General features: G+C 55.5%; 20 protein-coding genes and 1 pseudogene. 10 read left to right on the top strand and 11 right to left on the bottom strand.

Annotated features, from left to right (window positions below):
* The first annotated feature begins 184 nt into the window (after window positions 1-184).
* From glpE to malQ, 5 genes and pseudogenes are all read left to right on the top strand, one after another.
* Window positions 185-511, top strand: a complete 327-nt coding sequence (glpE, locus tag AC07WB_RS18170) for a thiosulfate sulfurtransferase GlpE (protein WP_494940953.1) — start codon at window positions 185-187, stop codon at window positions 509-511.
* A gap of 38 nt (window positions 512-549) precedes the next feature.
* Window positions 550-1,374, top strand: a complete 825-nt coding sequence (gene glpG / locus AC07WB_RS18165; RefSeq protein ID WP_345829944.1) for a rhomboid family intramembrane serine protease GlpG — start codon at window positions 550-552, stop codon at window positions 1,372-1,374.
* A gap of 42 nt (window positions 1,375-1,416) precedes the next feature.
* The gene (locus AC07WB_RS18160) at window positions 1,417-2,175 is read left to right on the top strand and encodes a DeoR/GlpR family transcriptional regulator (RefSeq protein ID WP_008107931.1); all 759 of its coding nucleotides are present in this window, start codon (window positions 1,417-1,419) and stop codon (window positions 2,173-2,175) included.
* Between the two features lie 183 nt (window positions 2,176-2,358).
* A pseudogene (gene malP, locus AC07WB_RS18155) lies at window positions 2,359-4,763 on the top strand (maltodextrin phosphorylase).
* Window positions 4,764-4,896: 133 nt separating this feature from the next.
* The gene (malQ, locus tag AC07WB_RS18150) at window positions 4,897-6,954 is read left to right on the top strand and encodes a 4-alpha-glucanotransferase (RefSeq protein WP_494940952.1); all 2,058 of its coding nucleotides are present in this window, start codon (window positions 4,897-4,899) and stop codon (window positions 6,952-6,954) included.
* Window positions 6,955-6,992: 38 nt separating this feature from the next.
* On the opposite strand, the gene nfuA is transcribed toward malQ, so the two are convergent.
* Together nfuA and gntX are read right to left on the bottom strand one after the other, a co-directional pair.
* The gene (gene nfuA / locus AC07WB_RS18145; protein ID WP_007892316.1) at window positions 6,993-7,568 is read right to left on the bottom strand and encodes a Fe-S biogenesis protein NfuA; all 576 of its coding nucleotides are present in this window, start codon (window positions 7,566-7,568) and stop codon (window positions 6,993-6,995) included.
* Window positions 7,569-7,626: 58 nt separating this feature from the next.
* A complete protein-coding gene (gene gntX / locus AC07WB_RS18140) occupies window positions 7,627-8,304 on the bottom strand; it encodes a DNA utilization protein GntX (protein ID WP_345827910.1) in 678 nt (225 codons plus the stop codon).
* A gap of 35 nt (window positions 8,305-8,339) precedes the next feature.
* Between gntX and bioH the strand changes: the two genes are divergently transcribed.
* Window positions 8,340-9,113: a pimeloyl-ACP methyl ester esterase BioH gene (gene bioH, locus AC07WB_RS18135; protein WP_494940951.1), complete on the top strand. Its 774-nt coding sequence runs from the start codon at window positions 8,340-8,342 to the stop codon at window positions 9,111-9,113.
* On the opposite strand, the gene AC07WB_RS18130 is transcribed toward bioH, so the two are convergent.
* Together AC07WB_RS18130 and AC07WB_RS18125 are read right to left on the bottom strand one after the other, a co-directional pair.
* Window positions 9,052-10,779, bottom strand: coding sequence for an alpha-amylase family glycosyl hydrolase (locus tag AC07WB_RS18130; protein WP_494940950.1), 1,728 nt, complete (start codon window positions 10,777-10,779; stop codon window positions 9,052-9,054). The two genes, bioH and AC07WB_RS18130, sit on opposite strands and share 62 nt — an antisense overlap.
* A 127-nt stretch (window positions 10,780-10,906) precedes the next feature.
* Complete coding sequence (locus AC07WB_RS18125) at window positions 10,907-13,231, bottom strand: Tex family protein (protein ID WP_494941086.1); 2,325 nt, start codon at window positions 13,229-13,231, stop codon at window positions 10,907-10,909.
* A 193-nt stretch (window positions 13,232-13,424) separates the two neighbouring features.
* Between AC07WB_RS18125 and greB the strand changes: the two genes are divergently transcribed.
* Window positions 13,425-13,913, top strand: a complete 489-nt coding sequence (greB, locus tag AC07WB_RS18120) for a transcription elongation factor GreB (protein ID WP_494941085.1) — start codon at window positions 13,425-13,427, stop codon at window positions 13,911-13,913.
* A 56-nt stretch (window positions 13,914-13,969) separates the two neighbouring features.
* Here greB and yjbE read toward each other — a convergent pair whose 3' ends face one another.
* Window positions 13,970-14,212 carry an exopolysaccharide production protein YjbE gene (gene yjbE, locus AC07WB_RS18115; protein WP_400458888.1) on the bottom strand — a complete coding sequence of 81 codons (243 nt, stop codon included), beginning with the start codon at window positions 14,210-14,212 and terminating at the stop codon, window positions 13,970-13,972.
* Window positions 14,213-14,724: 512 nt separating this feature from the next.
* Between yjbE and ompR the strand changes: the two genes are divergently transcribed.
* Both ompR and envZ read left to right on the top strand, forming a co-directional pair.
* Window positions 14,725-15,444, top strand: coding sequence for an osmolarity response regulator transcription factor OmpR (gene ompR / locus AC07WB_RS18110; protein ID WP_001157751.1), 720 nt, complete (start codon window positions 14,725-14,727; stop codon window positions 15,442-15,444).
* Entirely contained in the window at window positions 15,441-16,805 is a 1,365-nt protein-coding gene (gene envZ, locus AC07WB_RS18105) for a two-component system sensor histidine kinase EnvZ (RefSeq protein ID WP_097095779.1), read from the top strand. The genes ompR and envZ overlap by 4 nt, the downstream gene beginning before the upstream one ends.
* Before the next feature lie 71 nt (window positions 16,806-16,876).
* On the opposite strand, the gene pckA is transcribed toward envZ, so the two are convergent.
* From pckA to AC07WB_RS18080, 5 genes are all read right to left on the bottom strand, one after another.
* Window positions 16,877-18,496: a phosphoenolpyruvate carboxykinase (ATP) gene (gene pckA / locus AC07WB_RS18100; RefSeq protein ID WP_097095780.1), complete on the bottom strand. Its 1,620-nt coding sequence runs from the start codon at window positions 18,494-18,496 to the stop codon at window positions 16,877-16,879.
* A gap of 274 nt (window positions 18,497-18,770) precedes the next feature.
* Window positions 18,771-19,643, bottom strand: coding sequence for an Hsp33 family molecular chaperone HslO (gene hslO / locus AC07WB_RS18095; protein WP_494940949.1), 873 nt, complete (start codon window positions 19,641-19,643; stop codon window positions 18,771-18,773).
* Between the two features lie 24 nt (window positions 19,644-19,667).
* Entirely contained in the window at window positions 19,668-20,069 is a 402-nt protein-coding gene (hslR, locus tag AC07WB_RS18090) for a ribosome-associated heat shock protein Hsp15 (protein WP_097095782.1), read from the bottom strand.
* Between the two features lie 13 nt (window positions 20,070-20,082).
* Entirely contained in the window at window positions 20,083-20,751 is a 669-nt protein-coding gene (gene yrfG / locus AC07WB_RS18085) for a GMP/IMP nucleotidase (RefSeq protein ID WP_097095783.1), read from the bottom strand.
* A gap of 53 nt (window positions 20,752-20,804) precedes the next feature.
* On the bottom strand, window positions 20,805-22,946 hold the full coding sequence (locus tag AC07WB_RS18080) for an intracellular growth attenuator family protein (RefSeq protein WP_494940948.1): 2,142 nt from the start codon (window positions 22,944-22,946) through the stop codon (window positions 20,805-20,807).
* 397 nt (window positions 22,947-23,343) lie between these two features.
* On the opposite strand from AC07WB_RS18080, the gene nudE reads away from it, so the two are divergent.
* The gene (gene nudE, locus AC07WB_RS18075) at window positions 23,344-23,910 is read left to right on the top strand and encodes an ADP compounds hydrolase NudE (protein WP_097095785.1); all 567 of its coding nucleotides are present in this window, start codon (window positions 23,344-23,346) and stop codon (window positions 23,908-23,910) included.
* A 52-nt stretch (window positions 23,911-23,962) separates the two neighbouring features.
* Here the strand turns inward: nudE and mrcA are convergent, their stop codons facing one another.
* The gene (gene mrcA / locus AC07WB_RS18070; RefSeq protein WP_494940947.1) at window positions 23,963-26,509 is read right to left on the bottom strand and encodes a peptidoglycan glycosyltransferase/peptidoglycan DD-transpeptidase MrcA; all 2,547 of its coding nucleotides are present in this window, start codon (window positions 26,507-26,509) and stop codon (window positions 23,963-23,965) included.
* Window positions 26,510-26,644: the final 135 nt, after the last annotated feature.

The following is a 26,644-nucleotide window of genomic DNA, read 5'->3' as shown; positions in this document are numbered from 1 at the left end:
CGATTCTCAGGTTAAACTAGGCGCTAATTGTGTAATGCTTGGTAGTTAAGACGGTTAGGTCGTCATAAATGGCGGCCCTACAACGTCCGCATCGAGCAGTCGTAGGGGCGCCATTTATGGCGACCTGGCACCAACACCGGCGATTTTATCAACCGCTAATTGTGACGAAGTAATGAGAGACACCATGGAAACCTTCGAGTGTATTAATGTCCTGCAGGCGCAAGAGCATCTGGCACAAGGTGCGCAGCTGGTGGATATCCGCGATCCGCAAAGCTTTATGATGGGCCATGCCGCCGGTGCGCAGCATCTCACCAACGACAACCTGGCGGACTTTATCGCCAAAGCTAATCAGGATTTACCGGTACTGGTAATGTGCTATCACGGTAACAGCAGCAAAGGCGCGGCGCAGTTCCTGCTGAGCCAGGGATTTAACGCTGCATACAGCATTGACGGCGGATTTGACGCCTGGCGGGCGGCATTCCCGGCGCAGGTTGCTATCGGCGACGCGTAAGCCCATCGCATAAGCATAAGGAAGGAGAGCACCGCATGATGCGCATCACCCAGTTTAATAATCCGCGCATGGCGCAGGCGTTTGTCGACTACATGGCGACGCGCGGCGTAACGCTACGTATTGAACGCGAAAGCCACTTTGTCATTATGTTGGATGATGAAAGTAAGCTTGAGATGGTCGAAAACGAACTCGCGCAGTTTGTGCGCGATCCCAACCATCCACGCTATCTGGCTGCCAGCTGGCACAGCGGCAATACCGAAAGTGGTTTGCGCTACGAGCGCACCAACCTCTGGGGCAACATTCGGGAACGCGCAGGTCCGCTCACCATGACCATCATGATTGCCTGCATCGTGGTGTTTATTCTGATGCAGATCGTCGGCGATGATGTGGCGTTGGACTGGCTGGCGTGGCCGGCGGATTCGTCGCAATATTTCCAGGTGTGGCGCTGGTTCAGCCATGCGCTGCTGCACTTCTCGCTGCTGCATATCCTCTTCAACCTGATGTGGTGGTGGTATCTCGGCGGTGCGGTTGAAAAGCGCCTCGGCAGCGGCAAGCTGTTTGTGATTATGCTGATATCCGCGCTGTTAACCGGCTGGATGCAGGCCAAGTTTAGCGGCGTGCTGTTTGGTGGCTTATCTGGCGTGGTGTATGCGCTGATGGGATACTGCTGGCTGCGCGGTGAGCGCGATCCCGACAGTGGCATTTACCTGGAACGCGGCCTGATGGGCTTCGCGGTGGTGTGGTTGGTCATTGGTTTTTACGGCGCATTTGGTCTGGCGATTGCCAATGCGGCGCACGTTACCGGTTTGCTGGTGGGTCTAGCGATGGCCTTTGTTGATACGCGCAAGATCGCGCGTCGTTAGCAGTAGCAATAAAAAAAGCGGCTACGAGCCGAGGAGAGAGATGTGAAGCAGACGCAACGTCATGACGCCATTATCGATCTGGTCCGGCGTCAGGGATATGTCAGCACGGAAGAGCTGGTGGATCACTTTGAGGTCAGCCCGCAAACCATTCGGCGCGATCTGAACGATCTGGCCGATCAAAACAAAATCATGCGTCATCACGGTGGAGCGGCGCTACCGTCCAGCTCCGAGAACACCGCCTGGCAGGATCGTAAGATGATGTGGTCAGCGGAGAAAGCGCGCATCGCCGAGCGGGTAGCGAGCCAAATTCCCGATGGCGCCACGCTATTTATCGATATCGGCACCACGCCGGAAGCGGTGGCGCATGCGCTGCTTAATCACAACAATCTGCGCGTTGTGACCAACAACCTCAACGTGGCGATTCTGCTGATGGCGAAACCGGATTTCCGCGTGATCATCGCCGGTGGTGAAGTGCGCACGCGCGACGGCGGCATCATGGGCGAAGCGACGCTGGACTTCATCTCACAGTTCCGCCTCGATTACGGCATTCTCGGCATTAGCGGCATTGATATGGACGGTTCATTGCTGGAGTTCGATTATCACGAGGTCCGCACCAAACGCGCCATTATTGAGAATTCGCGCTGCGTAATGCTGGTGGTGGATCACTCCAAATTTGGCCGCAACGCGATGGTTAATCTGGGTAATATGAGCCTGATTGATTACATGTATACCGATCAAAGCCCGCCCGCTAGCGTGCTGAAAGTGATTGAACAGCACGAAGTTCATCTGGAACTTTGTTGATGTTGCATAACCCGGTCGCCATGAATGGCGGCCCTACGATGTAGCGTGCGCATTTATGCGCACCGTTTTTTTTCTTAACACGCGCATTTCCCTGTCGCTTTTTTCCGCCCCCGCAGCTTTACTTATCCATTCACCTCTTGCGCTCGCCCCGGCTTTACCGTTAACGGACACGAAGGGATTGATATGTCGCAGCAAAAATTCAATAAAACACGTTTCGACGCCGCACTGACCCGTCATTGGCAACACCTTGGACTCGCTTCCGCCCAGCAAATGACGCCGCACCAATGGTGGCAGGCGCTGAGCAGCGTGCTGGCGGAAATGCTGGCCACGCAGCCACCCGCGCCGCCAAAGCAAGGACAACGCCACGTCAATTATTTGTCGATGGAGTTTTTGCTTGGTCGCCTGACGGGCAACAACTTGCTCAATCTAGGCTGGTACAACGACGTGCAGGCCGCGCTGGCGGAACATCACATTGAACTGAGCGAGCTGCTGGAAGAGGAGATCGACCCCGCGCTCGGCAACGGCGGATTGGGGCGCTTAGCCGCCTGCTATATGGATTCGATGGCCACCGTCGGCCAGGCTGCGATGGGCCACGGCCTCAACTATCAATATGGTTTGTTTCGCCAGACCTTCGAAGATGGCCAGCAGCGAGAGGCACCGGACGACTGGCAGCGCGATCGCTATCCGTGGTTTCGCCATAACGCCGCGCTGGATGTGCAGGTCGGTATCGGCGGGAAGGTGAAAGAAAACCACGATGGCAGCATTATTTGGCGACCTAACATCCTGCTGAAAGGAGAAGCCTGGGATCTGCCGGTGGTGGGCTATCGTAACGGCATTACGCTGCCGCTGCGATTGTGGAAAGCCAGTAGTGCGCAGCCGTTCGATCTCACGCTATTCAATAACGGCCAATTCCTGCAGGCCGAGCAGCAAGGCATTGAGGCCGATAAGCTGACCAAGGTGCTCTATCCCAATGATAATCATGCGGAAGGTAAACGCCTGCGTTTAATGCAGCAATATTTTCAGTGCGCCTGTGCGGTGGGCGATATCCTGCGCCGCCACCATCTCGCCGGGCGTGCCATCCGCAGCTTGCCCGATTTTGAAGTGATTCAGCTGAACGACACGCATCCGACTATCGCTATTCCAGAGATGCTGCGCGTATTGCTGGATGAACATCAACTGAGCTGGGATGATGCCTGGCATATCACCAGCCGTACTTTTGCCTATACCAATCACACATTGATGCCCGAAGCGCTGGAGCGCTGGGATGAGCGATTGGTGCGCGACGTGCTGCCGCGCCATATGTTAATTATCAAAGAGATTAATCGCCGCCTGAAGAAAAGGGTGAAGAAGCAGTGGCCGGATGATAGAGCGATGTGGCACAAGCTGGCGGTGGTGGCGGAAGGTCAGGTGCGCATGGCGAATTTGTGCGTGGTGAGCTGCTTCGCGGTGAACGGCGTCGCGGCGCTGCACTCCGAGCTGGTGGTAAAAGATCTGTTTCCGGAATATCACCAGCTGTGGCCAAACAAATTCCATAACGTTACCAATGGCATTACGCCGCGCCGCTGGTTAAAGCAGTGTAATCCGCTATTGTCGACGCTGATTGATGACAACTTGCAGGTGGAGTGGGCGAACGATCTTGATGCGCTGGCATGGCTCGCACCGTTTGCCAAAAAGAAAGCGTTTCGCCAGCAGTTCGCACCATTAAGCAGCAGAACAAGCTGCGCCTAACGGTGTATATCAAACGTGTTACGGGCATTGATATCAATCCGGAAGCGCTGTTCGATGTGCAGATCAAGCGGCTTCATGAGTACAAACGCCAGCACCTCAGTTTGCTGCATATGCTGCACTGCTATCGCCAGCTGCGAGATCATCCCGATAACCCCGATTTCGTGCCGCGCGTGTTTATCTTTGGTGCCAAAGCGGCGCCCGGCTATTACCTCGCCAAAAATATCATTTATGCCATTAACCACGTGGCGCAGGTGATCAACAACGATCCGTGCGTTGGCGATCGTCTGAAAGTGGTGTTTATTCCGGATTACCGCATTACCGCGGCGGAGTTGATCATTCCAGCTGCCGATCTCTCTGAGCAAATTTCTACTGCCGGTTACGAGGCTTCCGGCACCGGCAATATGAAGCTGGCGCTCAACGGTGCGCTGACCATTGGCACGCTGGACGGTGCCAATGTGGAGATTGCGCAAGCGGTGGGCGAGAAGAATATCTTCATCTTCGGCAATAGCGTGGAGGAAGTGAAGGCGCTAAAGGCGGGAGGCTACAGCCCGAAAAAGCTGCGTAAACAGAATCCTTATCTGGATGGTTTGCTGAAAGAGCTGGAGAAGGGCAAGTTCAGCGAGGGTGATAAGCACGCATTTGACCTGATGTTGCAGAGCCTGACGAAGGACGGCGATCCCTGGCTGGTGCTGGCTGATTTCGATGCCTATATTGCCGCGCAGCAGCAGGTAGAAGCGTTGTGGAAAAATCAGGATGCCTGGACGCGCGCGGCGATCATGAATACCGCGCACACCGGCCGCTTTAGTTCTGACCGCTCAATACGTGATTACCAGCAGTTGATTTGGCAGGCGGCGCGTTGATGTATCACATCCGTCAGTGCTGTGTAGCGGCGCAATTTATTGCGCAACGCCTGGAGGGGCGCGGTGCTGCCATCAAAATGCGCGATAAATCGCGCCGCTACGGTAAGTGCAAATTTCATGATCAGGAGAAAGGATGACGCTCAATAAGTTGGATCAGGCGGCACAGGATGCAGGCATTGCGCTGCGCTTTATCAACGCGCATGGCGAGCCTGAAACCATCAGCGATGCCACCAAACGCGCGCTGCTGGCGGTAATGGAAACGCCCAGCGGCAAAGCGCCACCGCTGCCGCCGGTGCAGGTGTTTGCCGCCCGCGCCAAACGTCAACTCACGCCGCAGGGCCGCGGGGCGTTTTCCTGGCAGCTTGAAACCGAGCAGGGCAAACAGTTCAGCGGGGATGTGCAGGGCGGCGAAGTGCTCACGCTGCCGCCGCGCCTGCCGCAGGGCTATCATCAGCTGACTCTGCATAAAGGCCGCCAGCAGTGGCAAACGCGCATCATCATTGCGCCGCGGCGCTGCTATCTGCCCGAACCGCTCGAGCAGGGCGAAAAACGCTGGGGCGCGCTGGTGCAGCTCTATACGCTGCGTTCAGAAAATAATTGGGGCATTGGCGATTTCGGTGATTTGAAGTTGATGCTGGAACAGATTGCTGCACACGGTGGCGATTTTGTTGGCCTCAATCCGCTGCACGCGCTCTATCCGTCACTGCCGGAACATGCCAGCCCGTACAGTCCAACCTCGCGGCGCTGGCTTAACGTGTTGTATATCGACATCAATCAGCTGGAGGATTTCCAACACAGCAAAGAGGGCCAGCGCTGGTGGAAAAGTGCCAAAACGCGCAAAGCACTCGAGCGCGCGCGCGCCAGCGAGTTTGTTGATTACAGCGCGGTCGCCGAGCTGAAATTAGCCGCGCTGCGTTTTGCCTGGCAAAACTATCAGCCACGCGCAGCAGACGACGCCGATTTCCAGCAGTTTATCCTTAAGGGTGCCGGGCATTTACGCTATCAGGCCGCCTTTGATGGCATTCTCGCCGAGCGCAGCCAGCAGCACCCCGATGAATGGGGATGGGCAAACTGGCCGGAAGGCTGGCGCAATGCGTTGTTGCCTGAGGTTCAGCAGTGGTGTGCTGAGCATGAAGCGGAGATCCAGTTCTGGAGCTGGCTACAATGGCTGGCGCAGCAGCAGTTCGCTGCCTGCTGGCAGCGCAGCCAGCAGCTCGGCATGGCGGTAGGTTTGTACCGTGATTTAGCGGTCGGCGTGGCGCAGGGCAGCGCAGAAACCTGGCAAGATCCGGAACTCTACAAGCTTGGCGCATCGGTGGGCGCACCGCCGGATCGCCTCGGACCGCAGGGGCAAAACTGGTGTTTACCGCCGCTCGATCCGCATGTGATGCGCGCGCGCGGTTATCAGCCATTTATCGACCTGCTGCGCGCCAATATGCGCGACTGCGGCGCATTGCGTATCGATCACGTCATGGCGCTGCTGCGATTGTGGTGGATTCCCTACGGCGAAAGTGCCGATAAGGGGGCTTATGTGGCGTATCCGGTGCACGATCTGCTGGCGATCCTCGCGCTGGAGAGTCAGCGCCATCGCTGCATGGTGATCGGCGAAGATCTTGGCACAGTACCGCAAGAGATCGTCAGCCTGCTGCGCAACAGCGGCATTTTTTCCTGGAAAGTATTGTTCTTCGAGCAGCACGGTGATGGCAGCTATCGCCAGCCGCAGGAGTATCCACGTCAGTCGATTGCCAGCGCCAGTACGCATGATTTACCAACGTTAGGCGGGTTCTGGCATGCAGATGATTTAACGCTGGGTGACAAGCTGGGTATCTATGCTGGCGACGGCGTGCTGCAATCTCTCCAGCAACAGCGGGTGAAGCAAAAGCAAGCGCTGCTGGATGCACTGCATCAGGCTGGGGCGCTGCCTGCACGCAGCGGCAAGCGAGCTGATGGTTTGGCTTTATCTCCTGCGCTGACGTTGGCGTTTCACCGTTATTTGGCGCGCACCCATAGCGCACTACTTGGGTTGCAGCCGGAAGATTGGCTCGGCATGTCTTCACCGGTCAATGTACCGGGCACAGTTAATGAATATCCTAATTGGCGTCGCAAGTTGAATGCCACGCTGGAAACGATGTTTACGCTTGAGGTGCAGAAGGTATTAAAAGCCGTAAATGAAGGACGGAAAGCGGGGTAAAAACGCGCGGCAGCATCGGGTTGCTGCCGCGTGCTAAATCAGTAGTACGAGTGCTCACCGCGTTGGTGCTCGGTTAAATCGCGCACGCCTTTCAGCTCAGGGAAGGCTGCCAGCAGCTCTTTCTCGATGCCATCTTTCAGAGTGACGTCGATCATCGAACAACCGTTGCAGCCGCCGCCAAATTGCAGAATGGCGATGCCGTCATCGGTGATTTCCATCAGCGATACACGACCGCCGTGGCCTGCCAGCTGCGGGTTAATCTGCGCTTGCAGCAGATATTCCACGCGCTCCACCATTGGCGCATCGTCAGAGACTTTACGCATTTTGGCGTTCGGTGCTTTCAGCGTTAGCTGAGAGCCGAGATTATCGGTGACAAAGTCGATTTCAGCGTCATCAAGGTATGGCGCGCTCAGTTCATCCACAAAGGCGGACAGTTTTTCGAACTTAAATTCCGTATCGGAAGCTTCTACTGCATCGGGTGGGCAGTAAGAAACACCGCATTCTGCGGTTGGCGTACCCGGATTAATGACGAATACGCGAATCTGAGTGCCATCTTCTTGTTTGGACAGCAATTTTGAGAAGTGCTCTTGCGCAGCATCAGTAATAACGATCATGGCGATTGCTCAATAGTTGACTAAATTACTTGGTTATAATACGCCCAACACCGACGCTCTACAAGGTACGGCACAGGCAACCAATGTGTACGCTGGCCGCGCCGTGCGCCAGCAGGATACGGCTAATTTCCGCTACGGTACTTCCGGTCGTCACAACATCGTCGATAAGCAGGATATGGCGCCCGCGCACCGGCATTTCAAGACAAAAGGCGCCGCGCAGGTTCTTTTTACGTGCGCTGGCGCTCAATGAGTGCTGCACCGCACCGTGGCGTAGACGTCGTATGCCTTCGCGATATTCACAGTTCAACCAGCGCGCCAGCGGTTTTGCCAGCAGCGCGGCCTGATTATAACCGCGTTGCCAGGCACGACGACGATGCAGCGGTACGCTCAACACCAAATCTACCCGCGGAAGCCGATTATCACGACGCATTGTTAACAATTTTAACAAAATCAGCCGCGCCAGCATCACCCTGAGTGCGGTTATGCGAGAAAACTTCAGCTGGTGTACCCAATCGCTTAGCGGCGGCAGGTAATCGCTCACGCAGCTCAGGCTTTGCCATGGCGGTGGATGACGAAGGCAACGGCCGCATGCTTGCATGCCAGTGGCCGGTAATCCACAGCGTGGGCAGAGTGCAGGCAGACGCGGAATCTGTTGCACACAGCGGCTGCATAATCCGTGGCTGGCGATGCGCAGCGGCAAGCGGCATAGCCAACAGAGTACCGGCATTGGTAGCATAGCGACCTCCTTTTCACTTTTCCGGAGTGTAACCGATGAGTTCGCTTTACTGGCACACCACAGGCACGGGCGATTGCGATCTTGTGCTGCTGCACGGCTGGGGTTTGAACGCCGAAGTGTGGCAAAACATAGTTCCACGACTCAGCTCGCAATTTCGCCTGCACCTGGTGGATCTGCCGGGCTTTGGCCGCAGCCAGGGATTTGGAGCGCTGACCTTAGCGGAAATGGCGCAACAGCTACTGCCAAAATTACCGCAGCGTGCGGTGCTGATGGGCTGGTCGCTGGGCGGATTAGTCGCCAGTCAGCTGGCCTTAACCCACCCCGATCGAGTTACAGCACTGATTAGCGTGGCATCGTCGCCGTGCTTTACCGCACGTGATGCGTGGCCGGGCATCAAGCCCGAGACGCTACAGAATTTCCAGCAGCAGCTGAGCACGGATTTCCAGCGCACCGTGGAGCGCTTTCTGGCACTGCAAACCATGGGCACCGAACATGCGCGGCAGGATGCGCGTCAGCTGAAAGAGGTGGTGCTTTCGCAACCCATGCCATCGGTAGAAGTGTTAGCGGGCGGACTGGAGATTCTGCGTCAGGACGATCTGCGTGCTGCGCTCGACGATCTTAACCTGCCGTTTCTGCGTATTTACGGTTATCTCGATGGGCTGGTGCCGCGTGGTATCGCACAGCAACTGGATACACGCTGGCCATCTTCTTCATCGGTGGTAATGGAAAAAGCGGCGCATGCGCCTTTTATCTCCCATCCGGATGCTTTCTGTCAGCAGATGCTGAATTTTGTCCGCGCAGCCACATAAACTGCCACGCAGCCAGCGTTATTGGCTGGCTGCCATCCAGCTTCTCCCCGCTAATGAGATCCTGCACCTGTCGTGCCAGCGGCAGCTGTGTGGTTACGTCATGGTTGCTGAGGTTAAACACGCACAGTAAGCCGTCGCTATCGGGTTTATGGCGACGCAACACCAGCAAGGTATTCTCGCTCTCCAGCAGCGTCATCGGATTATCGGGATGAAACGCCGGCTGCCGCGTGCGCAGCTGAATCAGCGCGCTGAGGCGTTCAAATACCTGCTGGCGCAGCGGATTGCCACCGCTAATCCACGCTTCCATGTCGCGCAGGCTGTACTTCTCACGGTTGATGGCGCGGTTGTGACCGGCGGCACGCACGCCTTCGTTATCGTTACGTGAGCCAAGAATGCTTTGAATGTAGATTGCGGGCACGCCGGGAAATGACAGCAGAATGGCATGTGCCAGCAGGAAACGGCGCAGGCGCGTATCGTCGTCGTCGTTCTGTTGATTGAGAGCATCGAAATAGGTGACGTTAATTTCGTAAGGACTGGTGGTGCCGTCGGCGTTATTTTTATAAGAAACCAGCGCGCCCTCTAACGCCAAATCGCGTACCAGCGCCACAATCTCCACTTCCGACAAAATGCCGCGCGCGGGATTCAGCCCAATGCCGTCGTGCGAGGCGAGAAAGTTAAAGAAGGTGGTGGTGCCGCCGCCTAAATCCAGCGTGCTGGCCCACTGACGCAGCGCACGCGCCGATCCCGAGTGAATGGCATGCAGCACCAGCGGCGGCAGCGAAAACTGATACACCATTTGCGCTTCATCTTTGCCGTTACCGAAATAGCTGATGTTGTCTTTGTGCGGCACGTTGGTTTCGGTGACGATCACCGTGCCGGGCGCCACTTCATTAGCGATAGCGCGAAATAGCTTCACCAGCTGATGCGTTTTCGGCAGGTGAATGCAGGTAGTGCCAGGCGTTTTCCACATGTAGCCAACGGCGTCGAGCCGCACATAATCCGCGCCTTTGATCAGGTAATCGAGCAGCACGTCGACCATGCGAATTAACACTTCCGGGTTGGCGAAGTTGAGGTCGATTTGATCGGCGCTGAAGGTGGTCCAGATGTAGCGCGTCTCGCCGTTGGCCATTTCAAACGGCGTTAACAAGGGTGAAGTGCGCGGGCGCGTGACGGCGCTAAGATCGGTAGCGGGCGGCATGCTGATAAAGAAATCATCCCAGCCGGGATCCTGCGCGAGGAAGTGGCGAAACCACAGACTGTGCGCCGACATGTGATTGCAGACAAAATCGAACATCAGGCGAGTTTCGCTGTGCAGCGCGCTGATGTGTTGCCAGTCGCCGCAGATCGAATTGACCTGGTGATAGTCGATAACTGAGAAGCCATCATCTGATGAATAGGGGAAGAACGGCAGCAGATGCACCAAACTAAAGGTGGATTGCAAATGCTGCTGATAAAAGCGTGAGAAGCTGGCGAGCGTCGGTTGCTCCGGTTCGCGGAACTGATCGGCGTAGCTGATCAGCACCACATCTTTCTCATCCCAGTGCGGCTTGCGCGGCAGTTTTACCGTATCGCGCGCGGCACGAATATGCGAAAGCAGACGCTCGCGCGCTGCGACAGGAAAGCTGCCCTGGTAAATGTCATCGAGTAAGGCGTTGATAATGTCCATTGAATCGCTGGGCCACGCGGGAGGTCATTTTTTCTCACAGAATTTTTAGCGTAGTTGGGCGAGGAGATTTATCAAGGCTTATGCGCGCGGAGATCGCGTTATCTCCGCGCGTTTTTAGGGCAGGAACTTAACGTTTTTTACCGAAGGCTGCGGCCAGCGCATCGCCCATCGCGCTATTGCCAGCGGACGAGCTGGCTGGTTTGCCACGGCCTTTGTTGGTAGCCGCTGGACGCGCGGTTTCTTTGCCTGCGCTGCGGTTGCCACGCGTATTGCTTTCACCGGGTTGCTCATCCAGACGCATGGTCAGCGCAATACGTTTACGCTGCATATCCACTTCCATCACCTTCACTTTGACGATGTCACCGGCTTTCACCACCTGGTGCGGATCCTCGACGAACTTGTCGGAGAGGGAAGAGATGTGCACCAAACCATCCTGATGCACGCCGATATCAACGAATGCGCCAAAGTTGGTAACGTTGGTCACCGCGCCTTCCAGTACCATGCCAGGCAACAGATCGTTGAGCGTTTCCACGCCTTCCGCAAACTGCGCGGTTTTAAACTCAGGGCGCGGATCGCGACCCGGTTTTTCCAGCTCTTTGATGATGTCCGTCACGGTCGGCAAGCCGAAGCGCTCATCGGTGAATTCGCGTGCGTTAAGATCGCGCAGGCTGCCTGGATTGCCCATCAATTCATTTAGCGCCTGTTCGGTGGCGGCCAGAATGCGCTCGACCAGCGGATAAGCTTCCGGGTGCACCGTTGAAGCATCCAGCGGGTTATCGCCGTGGTTGATGCGCAGGAAGCCGGCGCACTGCTCAAAGGCTTTCGGACCCAAACGGCTCACTTTCAACAGCTGCTGACGATTCTGGAAGCGACCGTTCTCATCGCGCCAGCTGACAATATTCTGCGCCATCATGCGGGTTAAGCCTGCTACGCGCGTCAGCAGCGCCACAGAGGCGGTGTTGAGATCGACGCCTACGGCGTTTACGCAGTCTTCCACCACCGCGTCCAGCTTCTTCGCCAGCTGGCTTTGGCTGACGTCATGCTGATATTGGCCCACACCGATGGATTTCGGATCGATTTTCACCAGTTCAGCAAGCGGATCCTGCAGGCGGCGTGCAATGGAAACCGCGCCACGAATCGAGACGTCGAGATCCGGGAACTCCAGCGCGGCCAATTCCGACGCGGAGTAAACCGATGCGCCAGCTTCGCTGACGATCACTTTTTGCGCTTTGATCTGCGGGAACTGTTTTTGCACGTCAAGGAAGAAGCGTTCGGTTTCGCGTGAAGCGGTGCCGTTACCAATTGCCACCAGTTCAACCTGGTGTTTGGCGCAGAGCGCGGCAACAGCGGTGGCGGCTTTGGCAGCCTGGCCGGTGTGCGGATAAATGGTATCGGTGGCGACCAGCTTGCCGGTAGCATCCACCACCGCGACTTTGACGCCGGTACGCAAGCCCGGATCAAGGCCCATGGTGGCGCGCATACCCGCCGGTGCGGCCATCAGCAAATCGTGCAGGTTACGCGCAAATACGTTGATGGCTTCATCTTCAGCGCGCTCACGAAGGGTGCCCATCAATTCGGTTTCGAGGTGCAACAGCACTTTGATGCGCCACGTCCAGCTCACCACCGCTTTGCGCCAGCTGTCTGCCGGGGCGTTATTCAGGCGCAGGTTGAGGTGTTCGGCAATCAGCGTTTCGCCATAGCTTTCACGCGGGGCTTCTTCGAATTGTGGATCGGCATTCAGCGACAGTTGCAGCACGCCTTCATTGCGTCCGCGGAACATGGCCAGCGCGCGGTGCGACGGCACGCCGCTCAGCGCTTCGTGGTGATCGAAGTAGTCGCGGAATTTCGCGCCTTCCTCCTCTTTGCCTTCCACCACGCGTGATACTACATGCGCATTTTTCCACAGATAGTCACGCACTTTCGCCAGCAGCGTGGCGTCTTCCGCAAAGCGTTCCATCAGGATGTAGCGTGCGCCATCGAGCGCGGCGCGCACGTCGGCGACGCCTTTGTCGGCGTCAACGTAGCCAGCGGCCAGCTGCTCGGGATCCTGCGACGCATCCTGCCACAGCGTTTCCGCCAGCGGCTCAAGCCCGGCTTCAATGGCGATCTGTCCACGCGTGCGACGCTTCTGCTTGTACGGCAGGTAAAGATCTTCCAGCTCGGTTTTATTGAGCGTGCCGTTGATGGCGGTGGCAAGTTCAGGCGTGAGTTTGCCCTGTTCGTCGATAGATTTCAGAATCGACTGGCGGCGATCGTCTAATTCGCGCAGGTAACCAAGGCGGCTCTCCAGCTGACGCAGTTGGGTGTCGTCCAGCCCGCCGGTTACTTCCTTACGATAACGTGCGATAAACGGCACGGTGTTCCCTTCATCAAGTAAGCGTACGGCGGCATCAACCTGGTCGGCGCGTGCCTTCAGCTCACTTGCGATAATCTGGCTCAGTGAATCTTTCATCATCATTAACAATGCTTAAACAGGGTTAGAAAATAGGGGACAGTTATACGGGCTGAGGGCGAAAATTGCCAGCCGCAGGCCGGTGAATCCGTCTTTTTCTGAATGCAGCGCGCACATCCTGGCCTGCGTCTTGATGGTGGCGACGCTGTCGCTTATTGTTAGCCTCTTTGCTGTGAAGAAACGCGTTGACGTTATGAAAACCCAACTGATTACCCGCGAAGGCTATAACAAGCTGCGCGCAGAACACGACCATTTGTGGAACGAAAAGCGTCCCGAAATTACCAAAATTGTCTCCTGGGCGGCTAGCCTGGGCGATCGCTCAGAAAACGCCGATTACACCTACAACAAGCGTCTGCTGCGCCAGATCGATCGCCGGGTACGCTACCTGCGTAAATGTCTCGCCGATCTGAAAATCGTCGATTACGCGCCGCAGCAGGAAGGCAATGTGTTTTTTGGTGCCTGGGTGCAGGTGGAGAACGAGCAGGGCGATGTGAAACGTTTCCGCATTGTCGGGCCGGATGAGATTTACGGCGAGACGATGAAAGAGTACATCTCGATCGATTCGCCCATGGCGCGCGCGCTCATCAAGAAAGAAGTGGATGATGAAGTGCTGGTGAATACGCCGGAAGGGCAGAAGCTGTGGTTTGTGAACAGCATTGATTATGTGAAGGATGTGCCTTAAAGATAGGGCGCTGGTCGCCATGAATGGCGACCCTACGACGGATGTGTGCGTACGTATTATTTGCCTGGCGCGGTCGCGGTGGTGGTTGAGGTACCACTGCTACCTTTATCGCCGCCGCCCATGGTGGCCAGGGCCACACCGAGCAATGCACCAACGGCGCCGATACCAATAGCGTCAGAATTACCTTTCGCGGTGGTGGATGCCTGCGCGCCAGCCGCTTCGCCCGCGCTGGTAGCAGCCTGAACCTGAGTGATGCTGGTCAGCATCAGTGCGCCCAGCAGAATAACGGTTTTTTTCATCTTTCTTTCTCCACATGAACTCAATAACAGCAGGTACGATTGCAGTGTCGGAGATCGTGTTGTGATAAGAAAGGGGCGGTTATCGACTGATTTATCTAGCTTTATTTAACGCTGGCCTTGTTTTTTTCCACTGTGGAATTATTCCGAGAGCAGATGTGCGGTACAAAGGACAGGCGCGAGATTTTATGCTGCCTTTGACGCAGTACAGGGATATTCTGCACCGTAACCTTAAGTCAAATCACGCTGAATGCCGTTCTGGCCGCGATTTAATGTGTAATATTCCAGTAACAGAAAGAAAAAGCGCCGAATTTTCAGATAAGCGCTAAGCGGCTTGAAAGCACAGATAAAAAACGCGAAGCGAAGCGCATTTCAGGGCTAAAAATAAATATAAGCTGCTGTTTAATATGCTTTGTAACAATTTCGGCTAGAATATAAACCATTAATGACTGTCACACTGGGGCCTCTTTTTTTAACAATATTGGCTCAGGCAATGGCGCCTTTGGGAGTTGAACATGCAAGAGAACTACAAAATTCTGGTCGTCGATGACGATATGCGTCTGCGTGCGTTGCTGGAACGCTATCTCACCGAGCAGGGCTTTCAGGTGCGTAGCGTTGCCAACGCCGAGCAAATGGATCGACTGTTAACCCGTGAATCCTTCCATCTGATGGTGCTCGACTTAATGCTTCCGGGCGAAGATGGTTTGTCTATCTGCCGTCGTCTGCGCAGTCAAAGTAACCCCATGCCGATCATTATGGTCACCGCAAAAGGTGAAGAAGTGGATCGTATTGTGGGTCTGGAAATCGGTGCGGATGACTACATTCCTAAACCGTTTAACCCACGTGAGCTGCTGGCGCGTATTCGTGCCGTGCTGCGTCGTCAGGCCAATGAACTGCCAGGCGCGCCTTCGCAGGAAGAAGCGGTTATCGCTTTCGGAAAGTTCAAGCTGAATCTCGGTACCCGCGAAATGTTCCGCGAAGATGAGCCGATGCCGCTAACCAGCGGTGAGTTTGCCGTGCTGAAAGCATTGGTGAGCCATCCACGTGAGCCGTTATCACGCGATAAGCTGATGAATCTGGCGCGCGGTCGCGAATACAGTGCGATGGAACGCTCCATCGATGTGCAGATTTCTCGTCTGCGTCGTATGGTGGAAGAAGATCCGGCGCATCCACGCTACATCCAGACCGTTTGGGGTCTTGGCTACGTATTCGTTCCGGACGGCAGCAAAGCATGAGGCGATTGCGCTTCTCACCCCGCAGTTCGTTTGCCCGCACCTTGTTATTGATCGTTACCTTGCTGTTCGTCAGCCTGGTAACGACCTATCTGGTGGTGCTCAATTTCGCCATTCTTCCCAGTTTGCAGCAGTTCAATAAGGTTCTCGCGTACGAAGTGCGTATGTTGATGACCGATCGGCTGCAGCTGGAAGATGGAACTCAGTTGGAAGTGCCCCCGGCTTTCCGACGCGAAATTTATCGTGAGCTGGGCATCTCGTTGTATACCAACGCGGCGGCGGAAGAGAGCGGTTTGCGCTGGGCGCAGCATTACGAATTCCTCAGTGAACAGATGGGCCAACAGCTGGGTGGCCCCACCGATGTGCGCGTTGAAGTGAATAAGAACTCGCCGGTGGTGTGGCTGAAAACTTGGCTGTCGCCGGATATCTGGGTGCGCGTACCGCTCACTGAAATCCATCAGGGCGACTTCTCACCGCTGTTTCGCTACACGCTGGCGATTATGCTGCTGGCGATAGGCGGAGCCTGGCTGTTTATCCGCATCCAAAACCGACCCCTGGTCGATTTAGAACATGCGGCGTTGCAGGTGGGGAAAGGCATTATTCCACCACCGCTGCGCGAGTATGGCGCATCTGAAGTGCGTTCGGTGACGCGTGCGTTTAACCAAATGGCGGCCGGCGTGAAGCAGTTGGCCGACGACCGTACCTTGCTGATGGCTGGTGTCAGTCATGACTTGCGTACGCCGCTGACGCGTATCCGCCTTGCCACCGAAATGATGGGTGAGCAGGATGGTTATCTGGCGGAGTCGATCAACAAAGATATCGAAGAGTGCAACGCTATCATCGAGCAGTTCATCGATTATCTGCGCACCGGGCAAGAGATGCAGACCGAACGTGCCGACCTGAACAGCGTGCTGGGTGAAGTGGTTGCGGCAGAGAGCGGCTACGAGCGTGAAATTGAGAACGCGGTGATGTCCGAAGATTTAATGCTGGATATTAACCCGCTGTCGATTAAGCGCGCGCTGGCGAATCTGGTGGTCAATGCGGCGCGTTACGGTAACGGTTGGATTAAGGTTAGCAGCGGCAAAGAGCTGAACCGCGCGTGGTTCCAGGTGGAAGATGATGGTCCGGGCATTAAGCCGGATCAGCTACAGCATCTGTTCCAGCCGTTTGTGCGCGGCGATAGCGCACGCAGCACCAGCGGCACCGGCCTCGGTCTGGCAATTGTGCAGCGTATTATTGATGCGCACGACGGTTCGCTGGAGATTGGTGAAAGCGATCGCGGTGGATTACGTATTCGCGCGTGGTTGCCGATCCCCGAAGGCAGCGGCAGTACTGCGGTGGTGAGTATTAATCATAGTGTCTGATGCCAGGTGCGCATGAATGCGCCCCTACGGTGGGTTTGTAGGTGGGCATTTATGCCCACCTGGGTTTCACATCACAGCTGCGGACCCGCCTGCACCAGCGCTTTCCCCGCCTCGTTATCCGTGTACTTCTCAAAGTTAGTGATAAAGCGCTGCGCCAGATCCTGCGCGGCTTGTTGCCAGGCGGCTTCTGTCGGCCAGCTGCGGCGCGGATCGAGAATGGCACTCTCCACCTGCGGTAAACTTTTCGGCATCTGCAGGTTGAACACCGGCAGCGTTTCGGTCTCAACATCATCCAGCTCACCGGCCAGAATGGCGTTGATGATGGCGCGCGTGTCTTTCAGCGAGATACGCTTGCCGCTGCCGTTCCAGCCGGTATTTACCAGATAGGCCTGCGCACCGGCCGCTTCCATACGCTTTACCAGCACATCGGAATATTGTGTGGGATGCAGCGTCAGGAACGCCGCGCCGAAGCAGGCGGAGAAGGTGGGCGTCGGCTGCGTTACGCCGCGCTCGGTGCCGGCCAGTTTGGCGGTAAAGCCCGAAAGGAAGTGATATTGCGTCTGCTCCGGCGTTAAGCGTGAAACCGGCGGCAGCACGCCAAAAGCATCGGCGGTGAGGAAAATCACCCGCTTCGCATGGCCCGCTTTTGAAACCGGCTGCACGATATTCTCGATATGCTCAATTGGGTAGGAGACGCGGGTATTTTCGGTCTTGCTGCCGTCGGCATAATCAACGCTGCCATCGGCGCGTACCACCACGTTTTCCAGCAGAGCATCACGACGGATGGCGCGATAGATTTCCGGCTCCGCCTGCTCAGAAAGATTGATGGTTTTGGCGTAGCAGCCACCTTCAAAGTTGAACACGCCATCGTCATCCCAACCGTGTTCGTCATCGCCAATCAGCTGGCGATCCGGATCGGTCGACAACGTGGTTTTGCCGGTGCCGGACAGGCCAAAGAATACCGCCACGTCGCCCGCTTTGCCGACGTTCGCCGAACAGTGCATCGACGCGATGCCCTTCAGCGGCAGCAGGTAGTTCATGATAGCGAACAGACCTTTCTTCATCTCGCCGCCGTACCAGGTGCCGCCAATCAGCTGCATGCGCTCGGTCAGGTTGAAAGCAACGAAGTTTTCGGAGTGCAGACCCTGCGCCTGCCAGTCCGGATTGGTGCACTGCGCGGCGTTCATCACCACGAAATCCGGCTTGAAGTCAGCCAGCTCTGCTTCGCTCGGACGAATAAACATGTTTTTGACGAAGTGCGCCTGCCATGCGACTTCCATTACGAAGCGCACGCTCAGGCGCGTGTCGGGGTTGGCACCGCAGAACGCATCAACCACAAACAGACGTTTGCCGGAAAGCTGCTGCGTGCAGCGATCTTTCAGCGCCTGCCAGGTTTCCTGTGACAGCGGCTGGTTATCATTTTTGCCGTTGCCGACATCGTTCCACCACAGCGTGTCGCGCGTGGTGTCGTCTCGTACGATGTATTTATCTTTGGGCGAGCGACCGGTGAAGATGCCGGTATCCACGGCAATCGCGCCGCTCTGCGTCAGAATGCCTCGCGCATAACCTTCCAGCTCTGGGCGAGTTTCTTCCTGAAACAGGGTGTCGAAATCAGGGTTGTACACCACTTCGGTGGTGCCGCTGATGCCCATAGAGGCGAGGTCTTGCGATGTCAGGCCGTTAACGCGCATGTGACTGCTCCTTTAATCGGTATCTGTTACTGCGTATTTTTATGGGGGATTCTGCCTCCTGCCGCGCATAGCCGCGCAGGGCAGATCGCGCGCAGTGTACTCTTATGAGCACAGCGGAAAAGAGAAGATAGTCAGAAATGCGAGCTGGAACGTGACAAGTAGAGAAATCTGCCACTTATGTAATTAAAGTCAGCGTTATTTAGCTAATAACCGTGATAAATGATAGGGATACGTTCAGAAGGAAATGCGGGCGGATAAACCGCCCGGCAGGTAATTAATGCACTTGATCGCTATTGTTGGTTGGCGCGTTACGAATGGCAGCAATATCTACCGCATCGTAAACATAATGCGAACCACAGTAGTCGCAGTGCATGTCGATTTTGCCATCTTCTGCGAGGATTTCGTCCACTTCTTCAACCGGCAGCGTATTCAGCACCTCGCCGCAGCGCTCGCGTGAGCAAGTGCATTTGAAGCTTACCGGTGATGGATCAAACACCGTGGCTTCTTCCTGATGATACAGGCGCCACAGTACGTCGGTGGCAGGCAACTCAATCAGTTCTTCGCTTTTTACGGTTTCGGTCAACGTGGCGAGGTGATTGAAATCATCCAGGCTTGGCTCTTGCGCAGGCAGTACCTGCAGCAAAATGCCCGCTGCGCCTTTTTCGCTGGTGCGGATAAACAGGCGGGTTGGCAGCTGTTCTGAACGCATGAAGTAATCTTCCAGGCAGCCTGCAAGGGTGTCCGCTTCCAGACCCACCACGCCTTGATAACGTTCACCTTTCTTTGGTGAAATCGTGATCACCAGATAGCCGTTACCCACCATCTCTTTCAGGCTACTGCCCGGTGCGATCTCGGCATCTTCTTTCACCTGCGCCACGCCACGCAGCTCCTGGCGGTTGTTACCGTTGATCACCGCCAGCGTCAGCGGGCCATCGCCCTGCAGCTGCACGGTGATATCGCCATCAAACTTCAGCGTAGCGGTTAGCAAGCTGGTGGCCACCAGCAGTTCGCCCAGCAAGGTTTTTACCGGCTCGACGTAATCGTGATTTTTGATCATTTCACGCCAGGTTTCCGTCACGTTAACCAGCTCGCCGCGCACGGCGACATTTTCGAACAGGTAACGGTGCAGTTGATCGTTTGCAGACATAGTGTTTCTCACGTTGGGGGCGCGTTATTTATCGCCCGACAATTTAAACTTCATCAGATCGCGGCGCTCTTTCTTATCCGGGCGGCGATCGGGGTGCGGCATGGTTAACGCATTCATCTTGCGCGCTAGTGCGGTTTTCTCACGCTTTTCGATACTGGCGTCGGTTTCGGCATACAGCGTTTGCGCTTCAGTTGCAGGACGACGTTGATCGGTGACCGCGGTGATCACCACGGTGCGTTCGTCATTGCCCTGGCGCAGCGTCAACTCGGCGTTTAGCTCCACTAATTTGCTGGGCTTGCTGCGCTGACCGTTGTAATGCACTTTGCCGCCTTCCACCATTTCGCGCGCCAGCGCACGCGTTTTGTAGAAGCGTGCGGCCCACAGCCATTTGTCGAGGCGGACGCCTTCGCTGATTTTTTCTTTCATTGCGGCTCCTGCTTTAACGCAGCGTCTCACACAGTTGACGATAATCTCGTACCGCCGGATGACGCTGGAAAGATTGATCGGGCCGACCGGAATCCGGATTGCTGACGCCTAAGCACCAGCGAATGCCCCAGCTTGTCGCCGCATCCAGAATCGCTTCGCTGTCATCAATGAATAGCGTGCGCGAACTATCAAACGCGGTGTGCTGCTGGACGGCCTGCCAGAGACGCGGATCCTCTTTCGGATATCCAAAGGTATGGGTAGAAAGTAATAAATCAAGATGGGCAGCTAATCCGGTCTGCTCCAGCTTCACATCAAGATTATAAGGATGCGCATTGGTTAACAAAATGGTGCGTTTGCCGGCGGCGCGCAGCGCCTGCAGCAGCGGCAGGGTATCTTCACGCATCGCCGCGCGCTGGCGCTTTTCCCACGTCATGGCACGAATATCCAGCGCCAGCTCCTGCGACCAGTAATCGAGACAATACCAGTTTAGCGTATGCACCACGGCCTGATACTTCTGCTGAATAAGCTGATGCGCTTCGCTCAGCGTGATAGCGCGCTCACGGCTCAGCGTTTCAGGAACGTGTTCCAGCCAGAAGTGACGATCGAAAGCGAGATCGAGTAGCGTGCCGTCCATATCCAGCAGCACGGTATCAATCTCTGACCAGTTAAGCGTAACCTGCATTTTCGTTCTCGCCGCAAAAAAGTGGGCGACAGGGTAGCACAGAAGGGGAGGGCTCAGAACAGCGAGCGCACGCTCTGCATCGTGTTCAGATTGTGGTTGAAGCACTTGTCGTAATACTGCTGGATTTCGGCCATACGCAGACGATTACGATGAATGCGACGCAGCGCCAGCAAGCCGTTGATGACCGCGCTGGCAATCAGCACCAGCATCAGCAACGCGGTGCCTAAATAGCGCCATTGCGCCATGGCATCCGGCTCATTATGCAGTGCGATATGGCGCGTGCCGTTAGCATCGGTGGTAATGCTGGTGATGATGCCGCTGGCGGCGAAAGGCGTATGCAGCAGCATTTCCGACATGCGCTGTAGCTCGCGCCACTGCGAGGGGGCGTCAAGATCAAACAGCGATACTGATGGCTGCGGCTGCGTCACCATCTGGCGGCCTTCATCACTGATAATCAGGAAGCCACCCGGCGGCGGGCTATTGAGATTTTCCGCAGCGCGACGCGTTTCACGCGAGAAGAAGGTTGACGTCGCGGTGTTGACCAGGTTTTCCAGCGCTTCCGCACTTACCGGGCGCAGCAGCACGTTCATGCCATTAAGTTTGCCGGAATCTGCGCGGTGAATCAGCGAATCCCAATCTTTGGCATTACCGAGGTTCACCAGCGCATTTTTCAGGCGTACGCAATCCTGTTGCTGGCTGCACAGCTCTTGCGTTTTCAGTACGAGATCGGAGAAATCATCCAGCAGAATCATGCCGGATTTTTGAATCGCCGAGGCTAGCTGCGGATTAAGTTTTGGATCGGTATTGGTTTCCGGATGCAGCTGGCGCGTGGTGGTATCAAGCAGCGCCGCTGCTTTATCGATAATATCGGACTGCGGCAGGGGCAGCGCAGGCGCGTTGTTCCAGTAAATGGCTGAGCAGTCGAACGGCATGTAAGCGTAGCTGCGGTTGCTTTGATAGTTACCTGGCACCGAACACATGCCGGTACCGCCGACTTTCAGGCTGTCACCAATGTGTAAGGGCAGGGCATTGAGTTTGTCTACGCTGTTGACCTCAATGCTTTCAGTGCCTTTCACCCATGCAAAGCTGAGTTTGAGCGGCATGCTGAGGGGAATCCAGGTAAAGAGCATTACCAGCACCAGCAGCGAACCGCACGCCAGCACCAGATTTTTACGCCAGCGCTGTACCGGGAAGTTACGCACTTCGTCCTGCAGTGACAGGAAACGCCCCTGACGCACCACCTGACGATTAAGGTACATCTCTACATCGGTGGTCTGGCCTAAATCATGCGCTACATAAGGCTGCCAGTGCGCGGGGTAGATGAGATCGATAATGCCGAGGGAGATATTGCTCTGCTCCTGGTTTGATTCCCCGAACAAGCCCCAGCGCTTTGGCGCACCGCGCAGACAGTGCACGTCGCGCAGGCCTTTCGCACCCGGGAAGCGGTAGAGAAACCACAGGCTGACGGCGATCATCAGGCAGCCGAGCACCGCAATCCACACCATTAAGCTGCCGGGCAGTACCAGACTAAGGAAGAACAGCAGGAAAGCGAAACAGATCGCTACCGCTTCGCGCGTGCCGTCTGCGCGAGATAGCTGATACTCTTCGGCGGTCTCTTTGCGCACCTGCAGCAGTTCAACGTTTTCGCTCTCTTCTTTACGAATTGAAGCGTTGGTTGATATAGGGCGCACCAGCGGGGGCAGCGCCGGTTGTTCAATCGCGTAATTCACCAGCGAATGGCCGTTAAGCGAAATCACCAGCGGCAGGGTTTGCGTGCGAATCAGTTCAACGTAGTTTTCATCCGCGATGTACTGCTCCCACAGCGGCGGCAAATGCACTTCTACTTCATCGAGATAGTAGCGCCATTTCTGCGGATCGTCGGTGGAGAGGCCATAGCGTGTAATCGCGCGGGTGACGGGATAAACATTATTGCTCTGCGCGGTGAGCGTTAACGCTTCGGATTCACGCGGCTTCTTTGCGGATCGTGAACTCTGCTGGTCATGATGTTTTGCCAGTAGCGCAATGTACTTTTCTACCGCGCTGCGTTCTTCATCGGTGAGTTTGCGATTTGGAGGACTGATAAACGGCAGCGGTTTCGCCAACGGCGGACGATGCCGCATAGCGTACCAGTAGCCGATACCTGCAAGTAACGAACAGGCGAGCATGACAGCCAGAATGACAATGTAAGTGCTCATGCTTTGCTCAATCCAGCCAAAAAACTGCCTTCACGTTTACGATGTACTCCCGATGAATCCATCAATACAAGTCAATTTTGGCGAGCAGATGTCATTCTGACAAGGGAAAAGTCAGATAAAATAACGCGCAAAATCATTTAATTATAGTTTGTTAGATTATTCCTTAACGGGATGTTAACGAGCTGCGACTCAATTAAAAATCGGTATTTTCTGAATTTAACAAAACACCGTTGACTTATTGTGAATTTTTAACTTCATAGATAACAAGAAGTTGTTAGTAGCAGTAAGTGGATATGTGTCACCATAGTTTACCTACACGGTGAGTCGCACAATGGTTCGGGCTTAGGTATGCTGGCGTCATCACGTTTCACAGGGTTGTGCTAAGTTTGAGGCTGATATGAAAACCCCCATGAAAAAACCTGACATCCTCAATGTGGAAGCGGTTGCCCGCTCCCGCTTATTCACTATTGAAGCGGTCGACCTCGCTTTCAGCAATGGCGAGCGCCGTGTCTATGAGCGTATGAAGCCTTCCGATCGTGAAGCAGTGATGATTGTGCCAATTATCGGTGATGACGTGATCCTGATTCAGGAATACGCGGTAGGCCTGGAAAGCTACGAACTGGGTTTTCCTAAAGGGCTGATCGATCCCGGCGAGAGCGCATTTGAGGCTGCCGATCGTGAATTGAAAGAAGAGGCGGGATTCGGTGCCACTAAGCTGGAAGCGCTGGGCAAGCTGACCATGGCGCCGTCTTACTTCTCCAGCAAAATGAATATTGTGGTGGCGGAAGGCTTGTACGAAGAGAAGCTGGAAGGCGATGAGCCGGAACCGTTGATTGTCCATCGCTGGCCGTTGAAGAATCTGCTGGCACTGCTGGAAGAACCCGACTTCCGCGAAGCACGTAATGTCAGCGCTCTGTTTATGGTGCGTGAGTGGCTGGTGAAGCAGGGCCGCTTAAGCTATTAACATTGCAGTCTCGTCTAAAAAAGAAAGCCGGCAGATTTGCCGGCTTTTTTAATCAGAACAGTTCGTGGCTTTGGCCATTGTCCATGATGGTAGTGCCGACATCATGAACCGAATATTCCGTTGGCTGCGTACCGTTGATGAAATACTCCTGGCGCGAGTTACCGCCATTGGCCAGTTTGCCGGTACTGCGATCAATATTAACAGTGACCACGCCATCTGGCGGAGTCAGCGGTTGCACCGGTACGCCTTCCAGCGCTGATTTCATATAATCGTCCCACGCAGGTTGCGCACTCTTCGCGCCGCCTTCGTAGCCGGAGATTTGATCCGGAATCGCACCTGACATGGTTGAACGACCCAGTGCGCGTGAATCATCAAAGCCAATCCACACCGACGTGACAACACCCGGGCCGTAACCGGAGAACCACGCATCTTTCGAGCTGTTAGTGGTACCGGTTTTACCTCCGATATCATTACGTTTCAGGTCGCGGCCCGCGCGCCAGCCCGTTCCCATCCAGCCGGGTTCACCAAAGATATTACTGTTCAGCGCGCTCTTGATCAGGAACGACAGTGGCGTATTGATGACGTGCGGTGCATATTGCTGATCGCCACCCGATTGCGGTTGCGCAGGCACCTGCTCAAGTTCTGGCTGCGGCACGGTCTGGTTCTGCGACTGATCGGAGGTGGCAACATTCTCTATGCTCTCTTCATTCAGTGCGACAGACTTTTTCGTGTCGCCATAGATCACCGGCAAGTTGCACTGCGGGCAGGCAATTTTGGGTTTCTCTTCGAAGATCACGCCGCCTTGTTCATTCTCAATCTTAGTGATGAAGTACGGATCGACCAGGAAGCCGCCGTTAGCCATTACGGCGTAGCCGCGCACCACCTGCAATGGTGTGAACGACGCCGCGCCTAACGCTAACGATTCGGTATGCACGATGTTCTGCGCCGGGAAGCCGAAACGCTGCAGATACTCTGCCGCGTAATCAACGCCCATCGCACGCATCGCACGCACCATCACCACGTTTTTCGACTCGCCCAGGCCCTGACGCAAACGAATCGGACCAGCGTAAGTTGGCGGTGAGTTTTTCGGACGCCAGTCGGCACCTGCACCGGCATCCCAGCGCGAAATCGGCACGTCATTCAAAATGGAAGCCAGCGTTAAACCGCGATCCATCGCTGCGGTATAGAGGAACGGTTTAATATTGGAACCGACCTGACGCAGCGCTTGTGTGGCACGGTTGAACATGCTCTGGTTGAAGTCGAAGCCACCGACTAACGCGCGAACAGCACCATCTTCTGGATTGAGCGAAACCAGAGCGGAGTTCACCACCGGCACCTGAGCCAGCCACCAGGCATTGTCTACCTTGCGTACCCAAATCTGCTGGCCCGCTTGCAGCACCTGCGTCAGGCTGCGCGGTGTGGGTCCCTGAAGCGTATCCGATTTGTAAGCACGCGCCCATCGCACGCCCGCCATTCCTATGGAAACACTGCTGCCATCTTTCAACGTTGCAGTGGCTTCTTCGGCATTAGCACTGGTAATCACGGCTGCGTTGAGTGGACCGTAAGTAGGAAGATCTTTCAGGGCCTTAAGAATTCGGGTTCTATCCCAACTGGCTTCGCCTGGTTTCCACAGCACATTGGTCGGGCCGCGATAGCCGTGGCGCATGTCATATGCCAGCACATTGTTACGCACGGCCTGCTGCGCGGCTTCCTGCAGACGACGGGTGACGGTGGTATAAACCTTATAGCCATCTTCATACGCGCCATCACCGTAGCGCTTCACCATCTCCTGGCGCACCATTTCACTCAAGTATGGTGCTGAGAACGCGATTTCCGGGCCGTGATAGCTGGCCGTCAACGGCGTGTTGCGGGCTTCGTCATACTGCTGCTGGGTGATGTAGTTTTGATCCAGCATACGCGCCAGCACCACATTACGACGTGAAAGCGCACGCGCGTGAGAATAAAGCGGGTTGAAAGTCGACGGTGCCTTTGGCAAGCCGGCAATCACCGCCATTTCGCTCAGCGACAGCTGATCAATCGATTTGCCAAAATAGACCTGCGCTGCAGCGCCAACGCCATAAGCGCGATAGCCGAGATAGATCTTGTTGAGGTACAGCTCAAGAATTTCATCTTTGCTTAGCAGCTGTTCGATGCGAATGGCCAGGAACGCTTCCTTAATTTTACGCATCAAAGTGCGTTCCGGACTGAGGAAGAAGTTACGCGCCAACTGCTGGGTAATGGTACTTGCACCCTGCGAAGCATGGCCGGACATCAGCGCGATACTGGCTGCACGAAAGATGCCCACCGGATCAACACCATGATGCTCGTAAAAACGGCTATCTTCGGTGGCAATAAACGCTTTGATGAGTTCAGGCGGCATCTGCTGCAGCGTTAGCGGGACACGACGCTTCTCACCATACTGGGCGATCAGTTCGCCATCTGCGCTGTAAACCTGCATAGGGGTTTGCAGGCGCACATCTTTCAATGTGTTCACATCGGGCAGCTGCGGCTCTATGTATTTGTACAAACCATAAACCGTGCCGGCTCCCAGCAAAATGCAACACACTGCAAGGATCAATAAATACTTTACGAACTTCACCTGAGAATTCCCATCTGTTGTCGTTTGAGCAGTTTATAAGCAACCGCGCGGTAGTATAAAGACAAGCCTGACGCTTTGATATACCCGTCAGACTTGAAGTTGCCCGGGTATTGGAGCTCATTACCTTCAACGATA

It is taken from the genome of Pantoea sp. GW821-FHT03E06 (assembly GCF_059420725.1).
Note: the sequence above shows the minus strand (reverse complement) of the source record. Positions and strands in the feature narration are given on the sequence as shown.